The 17,739-nt window shown below is 36.8% G+C and carries 19 protein-coding genes and 1 pseudogene; 2 read left to right on the forward strand and 18 right to left on the reverse strand.

What is annotated here, in order from left to right:
• Positions 1–3: 3 nt before the first annotated feature.
• The 3 genes from ACTQX6_RS08825 to ACTQX6_RS08835 are packed head-to-tail and all read right to left on the reverse strand — an operon-like array spanning position 4 to position 2,703.
• Entirely contained in the window at positions 4–798 is a 795-nt protein-coding gene (locus tag ACTQX6_RS08825; protein WP_168966351.1) for an ABC transporter ATP-binding protein, read from the reverse strand.
• Position 799: 1 nt separating this feature from the next.
• Positions 800–1,714: an ABC transporter permease gene (locus ACTQX6_RS08830; RefSeq protein ID WP_294687211.1), complete on the reverse strand. Its 915-nt coding sequence runs from the start codon at positions 1,712–1,714 to the stop codon at positions 800–802.
• Positions 1,715–1,716: 2 nt separating this feature from the next.
• On the reverse strand, positions 1,717–2,703 hold the full coding sequence (locus tag ACTQX6_RS08835) for an ABC transporter substrate-binding protein (RefSeq protein WP_294687214.1): 987 nt from the start codon (positions 2,701–2,703) through the stop codon (positions 1,717–1,719).
• 138 nt (positions 2,704–2,841) lie between these two features.
• Here ACTQX6_RS08835 and asnA point away from each other — a divergent pair, with 138 nt between their 5' ends.
• The gene (asnA, locus tag ACTQX6_RS08840; protein WP_441657421.1) at positions 2,842–3,849 is read left to right on the forward strand and encodes an aspartate--ammonia ligase; all 1,008 of its coding nucleotides are present in this window, start codon (positions 2,842–2,844) and stop codon (positions 3,847–3,849) included.
• 36 nt (positions 3,850–3,885) lie between these two features.
• On the opposite strand, the gene ACTQX6_RS08845 is transcribed toward asnA, so the two are convergent.
• From ACTQX6_RS08845 to ACTQX6_RS08880, 8 genes and pseudogenes are all read right to left on the reverse strand, one after another.
• Positions 3,886–4,587: an HAD family hydrolase gene (locus ACTQX6_RS08845; protein WP_294687219.1), complete on the reverse strand. Its 702-nt coding sequence runs from the start codon at positions 4,585–4,587 to the stop codon at positions 3,886–3,888.
• 33 nt (positions 4,588–4,620) lie between these two features.
• Positions 4,621–4,800: pseudogene (locus tag ACTQX6_RS08850) on the reverse strand (DapH/DapD/GlmU-related protein); the annotation flags it as partial.
• Between the two features lie 347 nt (positions 4,801–5,147).
• A complete protein-coding gene (locus tag ACTQX6_RS08855; RefSeq protein ID WP_294687223.1) occupies positions 5,148–6,497 on the reverse strand; it encodes an MATE family efflux transporter in 1,350 nt (449 codons plus the stop codon).
• Between the two features lie 89 nt (positions 6,498–6,586).
• A complete protein-coding gene (locus ACTQX6_RS08860) occupies positions 6,587–7,399 on the reverse strand; it encodes a PTS system mannose/fructose/sorbose family transporter subunit IID (protein ID WP_294687226.1) in 813 nt (270 codons plus the stop codon).
• A complete protein-coding gene (locus ACTQX6_RS08865; protein ID WP_294687229.1) occupies positions 7,383–8,159 on the reverse strand; it encodes a PTS mannose/fructose/sorbose/N-acetylgalactosamine transporter subunit IIC in 777 nt (258 codons plus the stop codon). The genes ACTQX6_RS08860 and ACTQX6_RS08865 overlap by 17 nt, the downstream gene beginning before the upstream one ends.
• 12 nt (positions 8,160–8,171) lie before the next feature.
• A complete protein-coding gene (locus ACTQX6_RS08870) occupies positions 8,172–8,651 on the reverse strand; it encodes a PTS sugar transporter subunit IIB (RefSeq protein WP_294687232.1) in 480 nt (159 codons plus the stop codon).
• A complete protein-coding gene (locus ACTQX6_RS08875) occupies positions 8,648–9,391 on the reverse strand; it encodes a BtpA/SgcQ family protein (RefSeq protein ID WP_294687234.1) in 744 nt (247 codons plus the stop codon). Before ACTQX6_RS08875 ends, ACTQX6_RS08870 begins: the two co-directional genes overlap by 4 nt.
• A 5-nt stretch (positions 9,392–9,396) precedes the next feature.
• On the reverse strand, positions 9,397–9,810 hold the full coding sequence (locus ACTQX6_RS08880; RefSeq protein ID WP_168966364.1) for a PTS sugar transporter subunit IIA: 414 nt from the start codon (positions 9,808–9,810) through the stop codon (positions 9,397–9,399).
• Positions 9,811–10,036: 226 nt separating this feature from the next.
• On the opposite strand from ACTQX6_RS08880, the gene ACTQX6_RS08885 reads away from it, so the two are divergent.
• Positions 10,037–10,759, forward strand: coding sequence for a GntR family transcriptional regulator (locus ACTQX6_RS08885; protein WP_272001032.1), 723 nt, complete (start codon positions 10,037–10,039; stop codon positions 10,757–10,759).
• 106 nt (positions 10,760–10,865) lie between these two features.
• Here ACTQX6_RS08885 and ACTQX6_RS08890 read toward each other — a convergent pair whose 3' ends face one another.
• The 7 genes from ACTQX6_RS08890 to ACTQX6_RS08920 form a co-directional block, all read right to left on the reverse strand.
• The gene (locus ACTQX6_RS08890) at positions 10,866–12,011 is read right to left on the reverse strand and encodes a DHHW family protein (RefSeq protein WP_294687240.1); all 1,146 of its coding nucleotides are present in this window, start codon (positions 12,009–12,011) and stop codon (positions 10,866–10,868) included.
• 18 nt (positions 12,012–12,029) lie between these two features.
• Positions 12,030–13,391: an MBOAT family O-acyltransferase gene (locus tag ACTQX6_RS08895; protein ID WP_294687244.1), complete on the reverse strand. Its 1,362-nt coding sequence runs from the start codon at positions 13,389–13,391 to the stop codon at positions 12,030–12,032.
• A 12-nt stretch (positions 13,392–13,403) separates the two neighbouring features.
• The gene (locus tag ACTQX6_RS08900) at positions 13,404–13,877 is read right to left on the reverse strand and encodes a DUF4358 domain-containing protein (RefSeq protein ID WP_294687246.1); all 474 of its coding nucleotides are present in this window, start codon (positions 13,875–13,877) and stop codon (positions 13,404–13,406) included.
• A gap of 260 nt (positions 13,878–14,137) precedes the next feature.
• Positions 14,138–14,896: an alpha/beta hydrolase gene (locus ACTQX6_RS08905; RefSeq protein WP_294687249.1), complete on the reverse strand. Its 759-nt coding sequence runs from the start codon at positions 14,894–14,896 to the stop codon at positions 14,138–14,140.
• Positions 14,897–15,150: 254 nt separating this feature from the next.
• Positions 15,151–15,960 (reverse strand): HAD-IIA family hydrolase, encoded by an 810-nt coding sequence (locus ACTQX6_RS08910; RefSeq protein WP_441657422.1) that lies wholly within the window; start codon positions 15,958–15,960, stop codon positions 15,151–15,153.
• 1 nt (position 15,961) lies between these two features.
• Positions 15,962–17,248 carry a sn-glycerol-1-phosphate dehydrogenase gene (locus ACTQX6_RS08915; protein ID WP_441657423.1) on the reverse strand — a complete coding sequence of 429 codons (1,287 nt, stop codon included), beginning with the start codon at positions 17,246–17,248 and terminating at the stop codon, positions 15,962–15,964.
• Positions 17,245–17,733 (reverse strand): hypothetical protein, encoded by a 489-nt coding sequence (locus ACTQX6_RS08920; RefSeq protein WP_441657424.1) that lies wholly within the window; start codon positions 17,731–17,733, stop codon positions 17,245–17,247. The genes ACTQX6_RS08915 and ACTQX6_RS08920 overlap by 4 nt, the downstream gene beginning before the upstream one ends.
• Positions 17,734–17,739 lie beyond the last annotated feature (6 nt).

The raw sequence follows: 17,739 nt of genomic DNA on the forward strand, positions 1-17,739 counted from the left end.
CTCCTATCCTAACATCATACGGTCATTGGCAAATTCTTCACCACTGGCTTCTTCAAATTTTCTTAAAAGATCCGAAACTTTTAATTTCTTCTTTTCTTCTCCTTTAACATCATAAATGATCTGCCCTTCATGCATCATAATCAAACGATTGCCAATATGAATCGCATCCTGCATGTTATGCGTAACCATCAAAGTTGTCAGGTTTTGTTCACTGACGATTTCCTGCGTCAAATCCAATACTTTTTTCGCCGTCCTTGGATCTAATGCCGCTGTGTGTTCATCCAACAATAACAGCTTTGGTTTGATCAATGTAGCCATCAATAACGTTAAAGCCTGTCTTTGCCCACCGGACAACAAACCTACCTTTGATGTCATACGATCTTCCAAACCTAATCCTAAGCGCTTTAGCTGTTCATGGAAATTTTCCTTTTCCTTAGGTGTGATACCCCAGCGCAGGCCTCTTTTCTTGCCTCGACGATTCGCCATTGCCAGATTTTCCTGAATGGCCATATCGGCAGCTGTTCCCAACATAGGGTCTTGAAAAACACGTCCGATCATTTGCGCTCTCTGGTATTCTGCCAAAAGCGAAATATTTTTTCCATCCAAATAAATAGTTCCACAATCGATTGGATATACACCGGCAACCATGTTCATCATCGTACTTTTTCCAGCACCGTTTCCACCGATGATCGTAATAAAATCACCTTCATTTACCACTAAATCAATCGCATTCAAAGCCTTCTTTTCATTGACGGTTCCCGGATTGAACGTCTTCGATACCTTATTGATCTCCAGCATGTTAACGCTCCTTTCCGGTCAGCTTCTTATACATAGAAAGCTGTTTGTGTTTATTCATAACGATTGGAACAGTCAGGGCTATTGCGACTAAAATTGCCGTCAAAAGCTTTAAATCATCCGTATTTAGCCCTAACTGTAAAACAACCGCCACAATGATACGATAGATTACAGAGCCGACAACGATGGAAGTTAGACGCGTTCCAAATGCACCTTTATAACCAAAGATTACTTCACCGATTACGATAGAAGCCAGCCCGATAACGATAGCACCGATTCCCATACGCACATCCGCATAGCCTTGTTGTTGTGTGACCAAAGCACCGGATAAGGCAATCAAACCATTGGAGATCATCAAGCCCAAAGTTTTAGTAACATTGGTATTCACGCCTAAGGCACGTACCATCTGCTCATTATTTCCGGTCGCACGAATGCTGGAGCCAATCTCTGTTCCAAAATACCAATATAAGATTACGATCACCAAAATCGTAACGATCAATCCAATAATCAAAACAATCCAGTTATTGGAAAGACCTGTCAGGTTTTCCAATCCCTCAAAAATATTATCATATTGAAGTAACGGCGTGTTGGAGCGCCCCATGATTCGTAAGTTGATCGAATATAAACCAATTTGCGTAAGTATTCCTGCCAAAATAGCCGGAATCTGACATTTTGTATGTAAAAAACCTGTCACAAAGCCGGCGATAAATCCGGCAATCGTACTTAAAATCAAAGACAAGACCGGATCTACACCATTGACCAGACAGACAGCACAGACAGCTCCGCCAGTCGCAAAAGAGCCATCTACCGTCAAATCGGCAATATCTAATAATCGAAACGTGATATAGACACCTAAAGCCATCAATCCCCATAGGATCCCCTGGCTCAAGGCACCCTGCATAGCCAATAAAATACTCATGATTATGCTGCCGTTTCTACCATTTCTGCTTTTGCCGCTAAATCATCCGGAATAGTGATACCAAGTTCTTCTGCAGCACTCTTATTGATCGTCAAAACACAGTCTTTCGGATCTAGATATTCAATCGGCATTTCAGCTGGTGATTTTCCATCCTTTAAAATTTCTACAGCCTGTTTAGCTGCCATTTCACCCAGTTTATGATAATCAATACCATAAGTTGCCAAACCACCGTTTTCTACCATGCCACTTTCTCCGACAATACATGGAATTCCATTCGCATTGGAAACCTGAGCTACTGCAGACATACCTTCCGCTAATAAATTATCGGTTGGAATATAGATCGCATCGACTTTACCAATTAAAGATTCTGTCACCTGCTGAATAGAGCTGGAATCCGCTACAGTAGCTTCCTGCCATTCCAATCCAGCAGCGTCCAATGCCTTTTCGGCCATTTCAGCCTGAATCTTGGAGTTATCCTCGCTGCTGCAGTACATAACCGCTACCTTTTTGGCATCCGGTACAATCTGTGTCAATAGCTCAATTTGTTTTTCCACCGGTGTTAAATCACTAACGCCTGTTACATTTCCTCCCGGTTCTTCATTATCCTTAACGATTCCTGAAGCTGCCGGATCGGTCACGGCATTGACAATGATAGGAATATCGCTTGTTTTTTTAGCTGCTGTTTGCGCTGATGGTGTCGCAATCGCATAAATCAGATCATCACCATCATTCACAAACTTATCCACGATCGTAGCACAGTTTGACTGATCGTTTGAAGCATTTTGATAATCAAATGTCGTATTCTCTTCTGTATATCCGGCTTCCTTTAAACCATCCATAAAGCCTTCATAGGCCTGGTCCAAAGCCGGATGCTCGGCCAGCTGAATGATTCCAATTTTCGTTGTGTCTTCGGATTGGCCTCCACCTGAACAAGCTGCCAAAGAGAAAGCCGCCGCCAGCGCAAGACCACATTTTAATAAGTTTTTCATAATCTCATCCTCCGCGTTTATAAGTCATGGTTACATTGTATTCTTTCAAAAGATGTAAGTCAATGTAACACGATGAAACTTTTCATATATTTTTACATTTGATATGATATAATAGTTCATATTTTAAGGAGAAAGACTATGAAATTAACAATTCCAGAGCATTACAATCCTGTTCTATCCGTTCGTCAGACACAGGAAGCCATTAAATATATTCGCGATACTTTTCAACACGAATTTGGAAAAGAGATGAATCTGCTTCGTATTTCCGCCCCGTTATTCGTTGAAAAACGTTCCGGGTTAAACGATGATCTTAACGGCATTGAAGAACCGGTTCATTTTACAATGAAGGATATTGGTGATGAACGTATAGAAGTCGTACATTCTTTAGCTAAATGGAAACGTATGGCTTTAAAGAAATATGGCTTTCAACTGCATGAAGGCTTATATACCAACATGAATGCGATTCGTAAAGATGAAGAATTAGATAACCTGCATTCTGCCTATGTAGATCAATGGGACTGGGAAAAAATACTGACAAAAGAAGAAAGAACAGAAAATGTTCTCAAGCAACATGTTCGCACGATTTTTAAAGTCATCAAACATATGGAGCATGAAGTCTGGTATAAGTATCCAGAAGCGGTTAACCATTTACCGGATAAAATTCACTTCATCACAACGCAGGAGCTTTTAGATAAATATCCAGCCTATACGGCTAAAGAACGTGAAAATGCCATCACCAAAGAACTGGGCTGTGTCTTTATCATGAAGATTGGCGACAAGCTATCTAACGGTGAAAAGCACGATGGTCGTGCACCGGACTATGATGACTGGCGGTTAAACGGGGATATCTTATTCTGGTATGAACCTTTACAGTGTGCTTTAGAAATCTCCAGCATGGGAATTCGTGTCGATGAAAACAGTCTGGTGGAACAGCTTCGTAAAGAAGGAAAAGAAGAACGATTACAGCTTCCTTTCCATAGAGCCATCTTAGAACAAAGATTGCCTTATACGATCGGAGGCGGTATCGGTCAATCTCGATTGTGCATGTTATTATTGAAGAAAGCTCATATCGGTGAAGTACAGGCAAGCATCTGGCCGGAAGATATGATCGAAGAATGTTACAAAAACAATATTCAAATACTTTAGGATCTTCGCGATCCTTTTTTCATGAAAAAAGCGCCTTTAAGACGCTATAAACTGTAGAAAATCTTCCATATTCCCTTTTTTATACACATTTAAATCCTTATTTTTAGAATTGATCAGACAATCCGTAATCAAATACGTATCCATTCCCAGTTCCATGGTGATCATATCTTCCTGTACATCATTGCCTACCATTAAACATTTCTGAGGATCCAGATTCCTTTGCTCCAGGATTTCCCGATAATAATATGGATTCGGCTTACAGAAACGGGAGTTCTCATACGTTGTGATGTATTCAAAATCATCCGGTTCTAACCCTGCCCAGCGAATCCTTGAATGTGTGGCCACCTGTGGAAAGATAGGATTGGTTGCCAATACCACTCTTCCCTTTTTCTTACAGGCATCCACGATCTTTTTCGATAATGGATTAAACCCACAGACTTGTTTGGCCGCTTGAAATTCATGGGCATAAAAAGAGTCAAATACTTCTTTGTCCTTCAGTTTTTCTTCTCCGTAAATCGAAACAAACACTTCCCAGAAACGATCGTAATTCATACACGAACCATCGTTTTGAATCATCGCATAGGTTCCCTTCCAGATCGAATCGATCAGTTGTTTGGCATCATACCCTAAAGGGGCAACCTTTTGAACCAATAATCCAAAATATGTTTTCACAAATTGTTCCTGGTCCATTGGAAGCAATGTTCCGTCTAAATCAAATAATACAGCCTGATACTCCATACATTTCCTCACTTTTTTAAAAAGTATAACATACTAAAACCGATTTGAATCTAATTTTTTGATGGGTTTGGCCGGGTTCCCCACAACGATCGTATCGGCTTCCACATCCTTGGTCACAACACTTCCGGCACCGACAATGGCATTTTCTCCAATCGTCACGCCTGGCAAGATCGTGGCACCGGCTCCGATCCAGGCATTTTTACAAATCCGCACATCTTCCACTGTTAAGATATCTCGATCGTAAAAATCATGATTGTTTGTGATCACCTTTACATCCAAGGCAATACGAACATCGTCTTCCATATAGACCTGCCCTGCACTCATACATTTAAAATACGGCATGATCGTTACATTCTTTCCAATATGGATGTTTTTAGCTAAATTACAGTAAAAAGGCGTATGTACCTTAGAGCCTTCTTCGAATTCACCAAACAGTTCTTTTGGAATTTCTTTGTATCTAGGCGATGATGGATCACATTGATTCCATTCAAACAACAACGCTTTTGTCCGTTTTCCTTCCGCCTTTCGGTTTTCATCTTCTATACGCAAATCTACAGTTTTCATCTTGTCTTCCTTTCAATCGTTCTTCGAATATAAATATAACAAACAATATCTACGGCAATCGTCAATACCCAGGAGATTGGATAGGATATGTATAACGTTGACAATTCTCGATGTGCCTGGAAGATGGTAAAGATCCAAAAGATACGAAATACACAGACCCCCATCATAGATACGAGCATAGGCAAAATCGAATACCCCATTCCTCGTAAGCTACCCACAAATACGTCCATGATGCCGCACAAAAAATACGTGGTACAAATAAATGACAATCGAATCAAACCGATCCGGATGACCTCAGGGTCGGCTGAATAAATATGCAGTAAAAAGTTACCGCCTAAATAAGCACCCCAGCCCAGAATCAGTCCCACACAAACCACAATTCCCAAACATTCCAGAAGAATTTTATCGATTCTTTTAAATTGTCTGGCACCCATATTTTGCGAGGTAAAACTTAAATTGGTTTGATAGATCGCATTCATCGAAATATACACAAAGTTTTCTATGTTCAAACTGGCGGTATTTCCTGCCATGACGATCGATCCAAAACTGTTGACACTGGATTGAATCAATACATTCGATATACTAAATAACATTCCCTGTACACCGGCCGGAACACCGATCTTTACCATCTTGATTCCTTTATCCAAAGAAAAATGAAGACTCTTTCTCTGCAGGCGAATAGGCCCTTCATGGGCATGCAGGCAAAGCAGCACTAAAATGGCACTGATTATTTCGGCAACGATCGTTGCGGTAGCTACACCGGCTACGCCCCAGTCAAACACGATGACAAAGATCAAATTCAAAACAACGTTGACCATACCTGAGATCATTAAAAAATAGAGTGGTCTTTTCGTGTCACCGACAGCTCTTAATAAGGCAGTCCCAAAGTCATAAATAAGTAAAGAAGGCAAACCGATAAAATAGATTTGCATATAAATTGTCGATAATGGCAATACATCTTCCGGAGTAGCCATCCAGCTCAACAAAGTCCCGGCCGCAAAAAAGCCAAATACACCCATAAACAATCCGCCAAACAAGGCAAATAAAATGCCGGTATGAATAGCTTTTTGCGCATTCTCTACATCTCTGGCACCGATATATTGTCCAACCAACACATTGGCGCCAATAGAAATTCCTAAAAACAGATTGATCAGTAAATTGATCAGACTGGATGTCGAGCCAACCGCTGCCAAAGCCCTGCTGCCGGTAAATCGTCCTACCACAATGACATCAGCCGCATTAAATAAAAGCTGTAAGACACCGGACAGTATAACTGGTATAGAAAAGACGATCAATTTGGAAAAGATCGGCCCTTGTATCATATCCATTTGTCTTGCGTGCTTCATAAACATCCTTCTTTCACAGGCCGTATTATACTCGTTTTTTCAAAATTGTATAGAAAAAGAGTTCACTTTATTTCGTGAACTCAAATTACTTAAAAGATTCCAATAAAAGTTCCTATACAAGAAATTATAATCAAACCCATTAAGATCATTGTCGGCTTTACATTTTTGCCCAATAACCAATACATTAATCCAAATGTTATGCATGGTAATAGACAAGGCATAATCTGATCTAAATATGTCTGCAATGGCTGTGTTGCACCTTCAACACCTATCTCCAATGGAATGGTAATATTCACCGTTGTAGCAATCATCGCGCCAATAACCATCAATCCCAATATAGAAGCAGCTTTGGTTATGTTTTCAATAATCTGTTGGTTCTTAGCATCTCCAAAGAATTTAACGCCAAATTTAAATCCTGTTTTTAAGCAGTAAAATCTTGCCAAGAACCCAGGAATATTAATAATTAATAGGAATGATATAGGACCAATTATACTTCCTTGCTGACTAAAAGAAACAGCAACTCCAATGGCAATCGTTAACAATGTTCCCCAAAAAAATGAATCACCTATACCTGCCATCGGTCCCATTAAAGATGTTTTTACTGCACTTATACTAGATGCATCAAAGGATTCAGTATTTTTGTTTTCCTCTTCCATAGCACTAGTGATTCCCATTAACAATGTGACTATATGTGGAGTACATGACATAAATTCCAAATGCCGTTGTAGTGCTTCAGCCATTTTTTCTTTATCATCACCATATAAACGTTTTAAAATTGGAATCATAGAATAACAATACATTAGATTTTGCTGTCTCTCATAATTCCAAGCGCTATCCAAAGTACAAGATCGTGTAAAAACCTTTCTTAAGTCTGACTTTGTAATACTAGAATTCGTTATCATCTATAAATACCTGCTCTTTCTGTTTCTTCATATCCGAAAAATAAGTTAAGGATGCGATTACCAGCCCTGTCAATGCTACTCCAAAAACAGGAACTTGCACATATGCCGCCAATAAGAAACCAGCCAACAAGAATGGAGATAATTCTTTTGTGAGTATCATTCGTGCTAACATTGCAAACCCAACGGCCGGCAATAAACCAGCAGCAACATTCATTCCATCAGTGATAAATTCTGGAATTACATCCAAGACATCTTTAATAACAGGCACACCTAAATAAAAAGCAATACCTACAACTACAGACAAAACTACCTTGTTACCTATACCCGATAATCTAGCCACCCATTCTACTTTTTTATAATCACCTTCTTTGGCGTATTTATCAGCTAAATGAGTACTCCAAGTTAATAAAAACATCATTTGAAGGTTATCAAACAATAAAACCAAAGTAGCAACTGGTACAGCCAGTGCAACAGCAGATCCTACTTCCTGGCCAGTCAATATAACAAACGCTGTTCCTATAATAGAACCGGAAGTAATGTCTGGTGGATTACTTGCGCCGATAGGTACTGCTCCTAAGAAAATTAATTCTAATGTTGCTCCAACTATAATTCCTGTCGTAATATCACCTAAAACCAATCCAACCATAGGCGCAACGATAATTGGCCTATTGTTCATTGTAGATCCCCAATAACAGTGCATGTAAGCTATAAAAGCCACCAAAGTTATTAATAATGATTGTATTAATAAATTATCTGACATATCTTTCACCCTTTATTTTGTATGCAATAAGCTGATTGCGTCTTGTTTAGAGTCATTCGGCACCAATTGAGTAAAGACTTCAATCCCTTTACCATTTAACTCTTTTAGAAGAACTTCATCATGAGCACTGACAAATACAGCTTTTGAAATTTGATGTCGTTCTTCACTAGCTTTCATACCACCCAAATTGATTTGCTTTATAGTCGAACATGATTGAGCTAATTTATAAGCATCTTCTACACTTTCCACAATAATAAACAAATTATATTTATCAGTAACCCCACTGTTAATAGCTGAAATTGAATCCTCTATGCTTTTCATAACGAGTTTTACACCCGTCGGTTTAGCCATACGCATAGCATTCATTTTTAATTCATCTTTAACTAAAGAATCGGATACAATTAAAATACAGTCCGTATCTAGAAACTTAGTCCATGAAAATGCTACCTGTCCATGTAACAAACGATGATCCACTCTTGTTAATTTGATCATATTAATTCCCTCCTGATATGTTTTACGGTTGTCATTATTTCTTTAACGTTTTCGTCAGACACTTCACCAACATCAATATGATTTTCCTTAAAATAACTTCCAACAATAGCTCCATCTGCGTATTTAAATTGTTTTTCCATATTTTCCGGTGTAACACCGGCTCCTACAATCAACGGAAAATCACCTATGGCATTTCTAAACTGTTTTATCTTCTCTAATGAGGTTTCTTGCCCTGTCACATCCTGAGTAACACAGATTGCATCACATCGATTCATTGCAATTTGTAAGTCTTCCTCCACACTATTCTTAGAAAGTACAGGTTGATACTTAAAGCGAACCCCTCCCAATACCGGTATATTGTATCGTTCTTTATACATCTGAAAAAAAGCACTTAATGTATCCTCATCTCTTGGTTTTACATGTCCTACCACTGAATCCAATTGAACAAATCTTGCACCATACTGTGCAGCTAATTCAAATCCCATAGTATCCACGTTTAAACAATTGACACCATATGGTATTGGCAAGTTTAAATCCTTTACATATTTCAATGCATCTTTTAAATTATGAAACTCGCCAAAATAATTTTCTAAAATAATGCAATCAATCTCATTTTCTAAATAAATCTTAATTTCTTTTTTCATTCTTTCGAAAATTTCATTATCATCCTCTCCCTTTAAATGAATCATTCCCAATATTGGTTTCTTATTACTAAATAAATTTAAAAAATCACTTTTCATATTTTTTAAAAATCCTCCTGTTCGATTACTGTATTTTCAATAAACTGAATTCCTTCTTTAGATTCTAAGACAATTCTAGACATATCTTGATCCGTCAACCAATCCTTACTTTCCATACATATTTGTAAAAGAAGATTCAAATTTATCCCCGTACAAAGTTTCACATTTTCAAATTTTAATAGTGAGTACATAGCATTAAAAACACTTGCCCCAAACAAATCTGTCAAGACAATATATTGGACATCCAAATTTGCTTGTATTTCTTTTTCAATCTCTTTCGCAAAATCGTCTGCCACTTCACCTGGGCACAAAGTATAAACTTCAATTGGATATGAAGGAATTCCAATAATCATTGAAGAACTATCTACAATCCCTTTGGCAAGTCCTCCATGTGAAGCAACTATTATTTTTCTAGACATATTCCCTCCTCTTTAACTTGTATTATCTTGTATTTACAAAACAATGATACACCCTAATGTAAGCGGTGTCAATGATATAATAATACAAGTTAATACAATTTATGAGAGTGCTTTATATAAAGCATATAGATTCTTTTTCTGTGTTTTCCCGTTGAATAATTTAAGATATTATTTTAAAGTACCCCTATATTAAAATTTAGTTTATAATATGGAAAAGGAGTAAATTATGTCAAAAAATACAGAAAAAATACCTTTAACTCTTCAAGATCAAATTAAACTAGAAATAACCAATAAAATAAAAAGTGGAAAATATCTGCCTGGTGATAAAATACCATCCGAGCCACAATTAGTAAAAATCTACAATGTAAGCAGAGTAACCGTTAGAAATGCAATACAACAACTAGTAGATGAAAACATTCTTATTAAAAGACATGGAAAAGGTACTTTTGTAAAATCTAGAATTTATACTGAAAATTATTTTTGTGGTGGAAGTTTTACAGAGACTTGTATCAAAATGAATGCTACACCCTATACGCGCATCATTTCTATTGAAAGAAATAAAATAGACTTAGAAGTCAGCGAGCTACTAAATAACGAACAAGAAGCCATCATTATAAAAAGAGTACGATACGTTGATTCCATTCCATGTATTATAGAAATTGATTATTTCCCTATACATTTTGATTTTTTACTAGAAACACCTATAGAAAATACTTCTTTAATTCAACTTTTAACCGAGAAAAGTGGTGTCGTTCTTTCTAAATTTGAAGATAAGTTTCAAATTTCTTTTTCAAATAAAGAGTTTTCAGACCTACTTCACACTACCGTTGGAACGCCTCTATTATTAGTCACGCAAACTGTATCTTCACCGGATGATGATATTATTTATGTTAATAAGCAGTTCATTTTAACCTCAAAATATATATATGCGGTTAGATCATATAAATAAATTTCATCTATGACATAAAATTTTGTATAAATTCAAAAAAGCTCTTATTCAAATCAATGTATATGAAACTATACATAAAGTTTGATAAGAGCTTTTAAAGTTTTGATTATTCCTCTGCAGAAACATTTAGACAATCCGCGATGGATGTATCCTGCATCAATGTATTTGAATTATATAGAAACAAGATATCGGTAATCAATTGAGAATCCAACAGCTTTGATACATCTTCAAAGTAGTAACGGGGGTCGATGATATCAATCGTTCTAAAATGCGGAATTAAAAACTGTATCATCGAATTGGCATAGGAATCCTTGATCAACAACAGATGCCGATCACTGTCATTATCCATTTCCAATGAAATTCTTCCGGTGTTCCCTGACAAAAAGACCGTATATTGATCTTTGGTATGTAAGGCATCCATAGAATAAATAGAGCGTGAAGAGTCCCTGCTTGTTTCATCGGTCATGATATATTCACTGTTTTCTTTTGGCACATAAATATCAATTTGATCTTCCATAAAGGCACTTCCGACCTTACCGGATAAAGTCCCTTTAAAATCTGTGGAAACCGGATACACATGGTAATCGGAGATCTCCGTTTGTCCAAGATCCATGCTGGAAGACAAGGCTTGATACGCATAATAGCTACCTAAAGAAGTCCAGTGATGATCAGTCTTATAATATAAATACTCATTCTTATGCTCTTTAAAGGAATCACGAACATCCACCTTTTGAATCGATACATCTAATTTAGATAGATAATCGTCGATCTGTGCATTCTGATCCAATGGTGTCGCAAAAGAAGGCAGCTTATCCGATTGCACACTAACCGCATTCGGTGCTAACAGAAAATACGATGCTTTACCGGAGCTTGTGCAAAACTGATTGATTGCCTGAATATTTCTTTCCTTTTGTTCTTCGTTGACAGCGCTGGTATCTTCAATCAATGCGCCTTTACCCAAATATACATCATCGATCTTTTTAACACCTGTCATCTTACTGATGAGATACTTTAACTGAATCCATTGATCTCGTCCTACAAACTGATCCGAATACCAGTTATTGACATCTTTAAAAAATTGACCATCATTGATAGAAGACAAGCTGATGGCCGGAAACTGCTGCAGCGAACGGTTCTCCATCGAAGATGTCTTGGCATCGGGCCACAACAAATTCAATACACATACGATCACGACACAAACCGCAAGAATCGGACTCATTTTTTTCGATAATTTTGTCATTTTATCTTTCATATTCATCCCATCCCCTATCTAGAACGCAAAATACAAAAAGCTCTGGTATGTGCTACCTACCACAAAAGCGATACTGATACCAAAGAAAACCAGATATAAAACCGTAAAGGCTAATACCATTCGATTTCCTTTGACCTGCATCAATCTTTCTTCGATGCGATCAAACAGTGTACCTGAAAGCAGGATACCGATTATAAATAATACTAAATGCCCGGTCAGCACAAATAAGGCTTCCGTGTTAACCAACTCTGCGAAGTGGAACATACGACCAATCGTTCCAAACGCATTCATAATACTTGGACTACAGAAAAATACCCAACCGATCAATACGACAACTAAAGTATAAAGATGACCTACGATGCGTGGCAGTTTTTCCAAAATAGGACGAAGCACAAACTTCTCCAGCAAGATAAAAGCACCATAATAAAGTCCCCAGAATATAAATGTCCAGTTGGCTCCATGCCATAAACCGGTCAAAAACCATACGATCAAGATATTTCGTACATAGTCATGACGATTCCCACCTAATGGAATATAGACATAATCACGAAACCATCTTGATAAGCTGATATGCCATCTTCGCCAGAAATCCTGTACGCTGACTGCCACATACGGATGATCAAAGTTTGGTTTTAGATCAAAGCCAAACATGCGTGAAATTCCAATGGCCATATCACTATAACCACTAAAATCGAAATAGATTTCCAACATATAGCTAAGGGCATAAAGCCAGGCTCCCAACATACTTGTATTTTGTGACAGACTGGAAAATACCAGAGCAAACTGATCTGCCAGAAGCGCTTTTTTGATCAAGCCTTTGACAAACAACAAGGTGCCGGAATAAAACATTTCTCTTTGGAAAGGATGATACGAAAACTGATGTTCCATATCATGATAAAAGGCAATCGGGCCACTGGTGATCTTTCCAAAGAACGCAATATACAATCCTAAATACAATGGATTTTTCTGTGCCGGGCTGGTACCTTTATATACATCAGCCAGATAAGACAAAGCACTAAAAGTAAAGAAGGAGAGCCCTACCGGCAATGTGATATCAAAGCCTTCCAGCCCTACTATGCCCAATAAAAAATTCGTATATTTAAAAGCACCCAAAATCAAAAGATTAACGGCAACGGATAACCAAAAGTTTATCTTTCTTTGCCGCTCATCTTCTTCCTGCATCAACTGCAGACCACTGATATAATTCCATGCGATGCTCAGCAACAACAATAAAACATAATACGGCTCATTCCATGCATAGAACAACAAACTCAGCACAAACAACACAATATTTTTTAAAAACTGTGACGGCAGGAAGCGATAAAGAAGCACGGATATCGGTAAGAAACAAAATATAAAAATCAAAGAATTAAATACCATACACGCACCCCCTTATAAGCTTTCCAAGAACTGTTCATCCATTGTTTTGGCATTCGTATCGACCACATACAATGCATAATTCGCCTGTATATCCACAACAGCCTGCTTTAATAACTGCACCTGATCCGGCGCATAGCCGTCATATAAGTTTGTCTGCTCGGCAATACGGCTTTCGATGGCTTGTTGAAACGCATTTTTTTGATCCGTATCCTTAAACTGCACCAATACATATTCATTGGCCTGCATGACATCATCAATCTTAAAATATACGATTCTTTCATACGCTTCCGGATCTAATCCCAAATTTTTTCGTATCGCCTGATTATCCTGCTGTAACAGAGTGCTTAAATCTAAATTCTCCTGTACTTTGGATAACACAACACCAAAATCCTCTTTACTCATCTTTGGACCGCTAAAGACATTCAACATGAGTATGATCAATAAAAGAAACACAACACCTTTGGCGGCCCATAAACCATACTTCATCAAAATTCCCCCTTAATTCTTATGACATGATCTATGTATTTTTCACCGTTTCTTCTCTTCATAACCTATTTCCTCTTTTGTCATTTATTTTAGCACAAGTACGACATACAGAGAGAAAAGATTTATGACTTTTTACAAGATAAACTTATTCATTCTTTGATGAATGAAAAGAAAGGAAAAAAGCCTCCTGTCGGAAGCTTTCCAACCTTTATTGATCAATTGAATATCGAATTAAAATTTGTTCGTTCTTTTGAGATGTTTTAGGAGCGCCACAAATAATCAAAGACAGCTTTATTTTGTTGTCTCCATGTCGCTTCATTATGTTGACCGTTTTCGATCAGACGAAAAATACCAGATGCATTTCGTGCCGTAAATTCATTGACAAGCATCTTCATATCATTGATTCTTTGATCTTGAAACACACTTTTAGCCAGTTCCTTCGTTCCCCAGCTTAAATATACTCTTGTATCCGGTGAAAGACTGGTTTTCTGAAATTCAGAAAGGATCTTTTCTTTACAGCCAAACACGGCACTGGAAAGACAAGCGGCTTTTGAGAAAATCGAATTGTAATGAAGAATACCATATAAAGCCATAAGACCTCCCATACTGCTTCCACCAATGCCGGTACATTCACGTAAAGGCATCGTACGATACCGAGAGTCAATATAAGGCTTTAGTTCATTGACCATCCAATCCATCAGCTGATCGCCTTTACCGTAAACATGGCCTAAATACGGCGTTGAAAATGTATAAGGACTAAATTCTGACAATCGTTGATTTCCCTCGTGATTACATTCCAAGCCTACAATGATAAATGGTTTATCATAAGAATTTAAAAATGTTTCCAGGCCCCAAGAAGTTCCATAGGTCGCATCTGCATCATTAAATAGGTTATGCCCGTCAAACATATACATGACAGGATATCGTTCTGTACTGTTTTTGTAGTCTTGTGGAAGATGAATGTGCAAAGTTCGATAAGTTGAAAAAGGTGTTATATAAACTTGTTCTTTTTGAATCATGAAGAACACCTCCCTGATGTTAATATTGTAACATGAAAAGGGTTACGTATAAACATACAGAACTTGGATAAGAGAGGGTTGTCCTATCGCCGTCTACATTTAAAATTTCTACCTTTTTTCATGATCATTAATTAGCAATCAAGTACCACTTAACCAATTCTTTTAATTGGAACAAATATAAAAGTTAGAAATCATTATCAATAAATCCACTATACAATAAAAGCCCTGAGTCTTATTGACCTCAGAGCTTCTTATTAGTCTAATAAATCACTTAATACGCCAATATTATCAACCATAATATCCGGTTGTGTAGAATAATTCTTCAGTTCTTCTTTTTTCGTTTCTCCGCTTAATACTAGAACACTAACGATATCACTTCCCTCAGCCACAGCAATATCGGTATACATACGATCGCCTATAATGGCAATCTCTTCCGGTTCTAATTTTGTCACTTTCTGAATATATTCCAGTGTCCTTGGACTAGGCTTACCAAAAAACTCTGGATATACCCCAGTGCTGGATTCAATACATCTTGCGATACTACCACAATCCGGTATGAACTCTCCCCCTTCTATGGGGCAGTTCAGATCCGGATTAATACCGTAATACGTCTTCCCATGCCGAATAAATGTGCAGATCTTCTCCAACTTTTCATAAGTTAAAGTCGTATCAAAACCTAAAATAACAACATCCGGATTTCCATCATCTAAGATCCATCCATCTTTTTCAAATGCCCTTAACAAGGCCGGTGTACCCACTACATACAGATGTTCCCCTTTATGATGTTCATGTAGATACTCCAGTATAACATCCGTAGAAACCATCATTTGATCTTCAGTAATATGAATATTCATTTTGGATAATTTAGAAATATACGTATCTAAATCTTTCGATGAATTATTCGTAAAAAAATAATACTTACGCCCCGTTTCTTCTACTTTATCAAGAAACTTATGGGTATAAGGAAAAAGTTCATTCCCCAAATAAATCGTTCCGTCCATATCTAGAACAACGGCCTTTATTCCCTTCATTCTTTCTCTGATTTCATTTAAATCTGTTAACATATTATTCTATCACTGCATTATAGAAATCATAAAACTTTAATAATCTCATAAAAGATAGCCTCTTCCTTACATAGGGGCTAAGTTTTAATGTCAAAGGTCTTAAATCTTCAGATAACCCAATGTCATTCATAGAAGTACAACCATTCACTTTGTTTATCCATTCCATCATGGTAGTAACATTAGGTAAAGTTTCCAAGATTGAAATGATATCACTTTCTCTATCCTTCAGCATTTTTCCTGTTATATTTTCCATGATATTAGGTTCATTTTCTTTAAGTATTTCTTCTTGTAAAATTTCATTTTTAAAATTATCTTTAATTAAATCAAATTCAACGTCTACAGAAGCATGTAATGTATAATCACCACGTTTCAAATAACTTAGAGCTTTTTTATATACTTGCGTACAGATAATCATCCCAACACCTACTTTTTCACCATGGTAAAAATCAATGGGTTCATTAATAGCTGCTTCTTCCCATAAATGGGAGCAATGATGTTCACAACAAGATGCAGGTCTAGAATATCCCATAAGCTGCATTGCTAACCCGCTCATTAATAAGCCATACATTAGGTTCTCATAGGCTTTTTCATCATTTTTTGATAAGCCATCTAGCGTTTGAACTAATTCTTCCAAAATATCATATTCCCAGTTAACAATATCCCAATTAATATACTCTCCTGTCACGGCATGGGCAATCTTCCAATCACAAAGAGCTGTATATTTCCCCAACAAGTCTCCTACACCACTTGCAGTTAAGCGTGCAGGGGCTTTTGAAAAAATTTCAGTATCTGCTAAAACAAATCTTGGGCTTACGGCTGTAAAAGTTTTTTTCATTCCTTTCCACGTCATAGCGGCCATGGTAGAAACAAATCCATCCACACTTGCAGCTGTAGGAATTGACATAAAATCGATTCCTAGATTATATGCATGATATCGAGTAATATCATGTACTGTTCCTGAACCGCAAGCAATCAAAAAATCAATTTTCCCAATTTTTTTCAAGTGAATATTAGCCTGCTCAACACCATGTTCATCAGCATGAAGATGATTTGGATCCAGAACAATCGTATTAATATTAGGAAGTTTAGATTCAACCTTCTTTCCGGCGATATTATATGTATTTTCATCACAAATCATTACTATAGATTGATAATCTTTGTAATATGTATTCATGATTTCTGGCAACTTACTTAAAGCATTTTTCTCAATGAGAATATCATCTAGTAATATTTTCTGGTTTCTAGTAGGATCCCCCATTTTTTCTATTTTTTTTAAATTTATTTTCATCTTTCATCCCTCTTTCTTAAAAGGTAGGCACATAGTTCTTGATCATTTATATTCTCTTCTTTTTTAATAGGTACTATTTCATTTTGAAAACATAAAATAAGAAAGTTTTTTGTATTCTTGATTCGCTTTAGATTTTTAAATTTCAAGTTTATTTTTCGCTTTTCAATGGTATATTCAATATCTTTGGAAATGTGAATCACAACATGAACATCTGTTTTTCCATAATCTTTTAAATATTTTTTTAAAGTCCTCTTATAAATACTTTTAGTATCTGCAAAATAGAAACCAAAAAGTAAAAGAAGAGTGATACAAAACCAAAGAATTGATGTGTCAAGATTTCTCATATAGGCACCACTATATAAAATCATGTAGGACGATAAGATCAAAACAAATATATTCATTTTGAAATTTTGTGGATGTAAAGCGCTAGTAATTTCTAATATATATTCTTCTTTGTTGATGTATTCACTCTTAATCTTTTTCATACTATC

Origin of the sequence: Faecalicoccus sp. LCP19S3_E2 (assembly GCF_052121255.1) — a bacterium.
Taxonomy (GTDB): domain Bacteria; phylum Bacillota_I; class Bacilli_A; order Erysipelotrichales; family Erysipelotrichaceae; genus Faecalicoccus.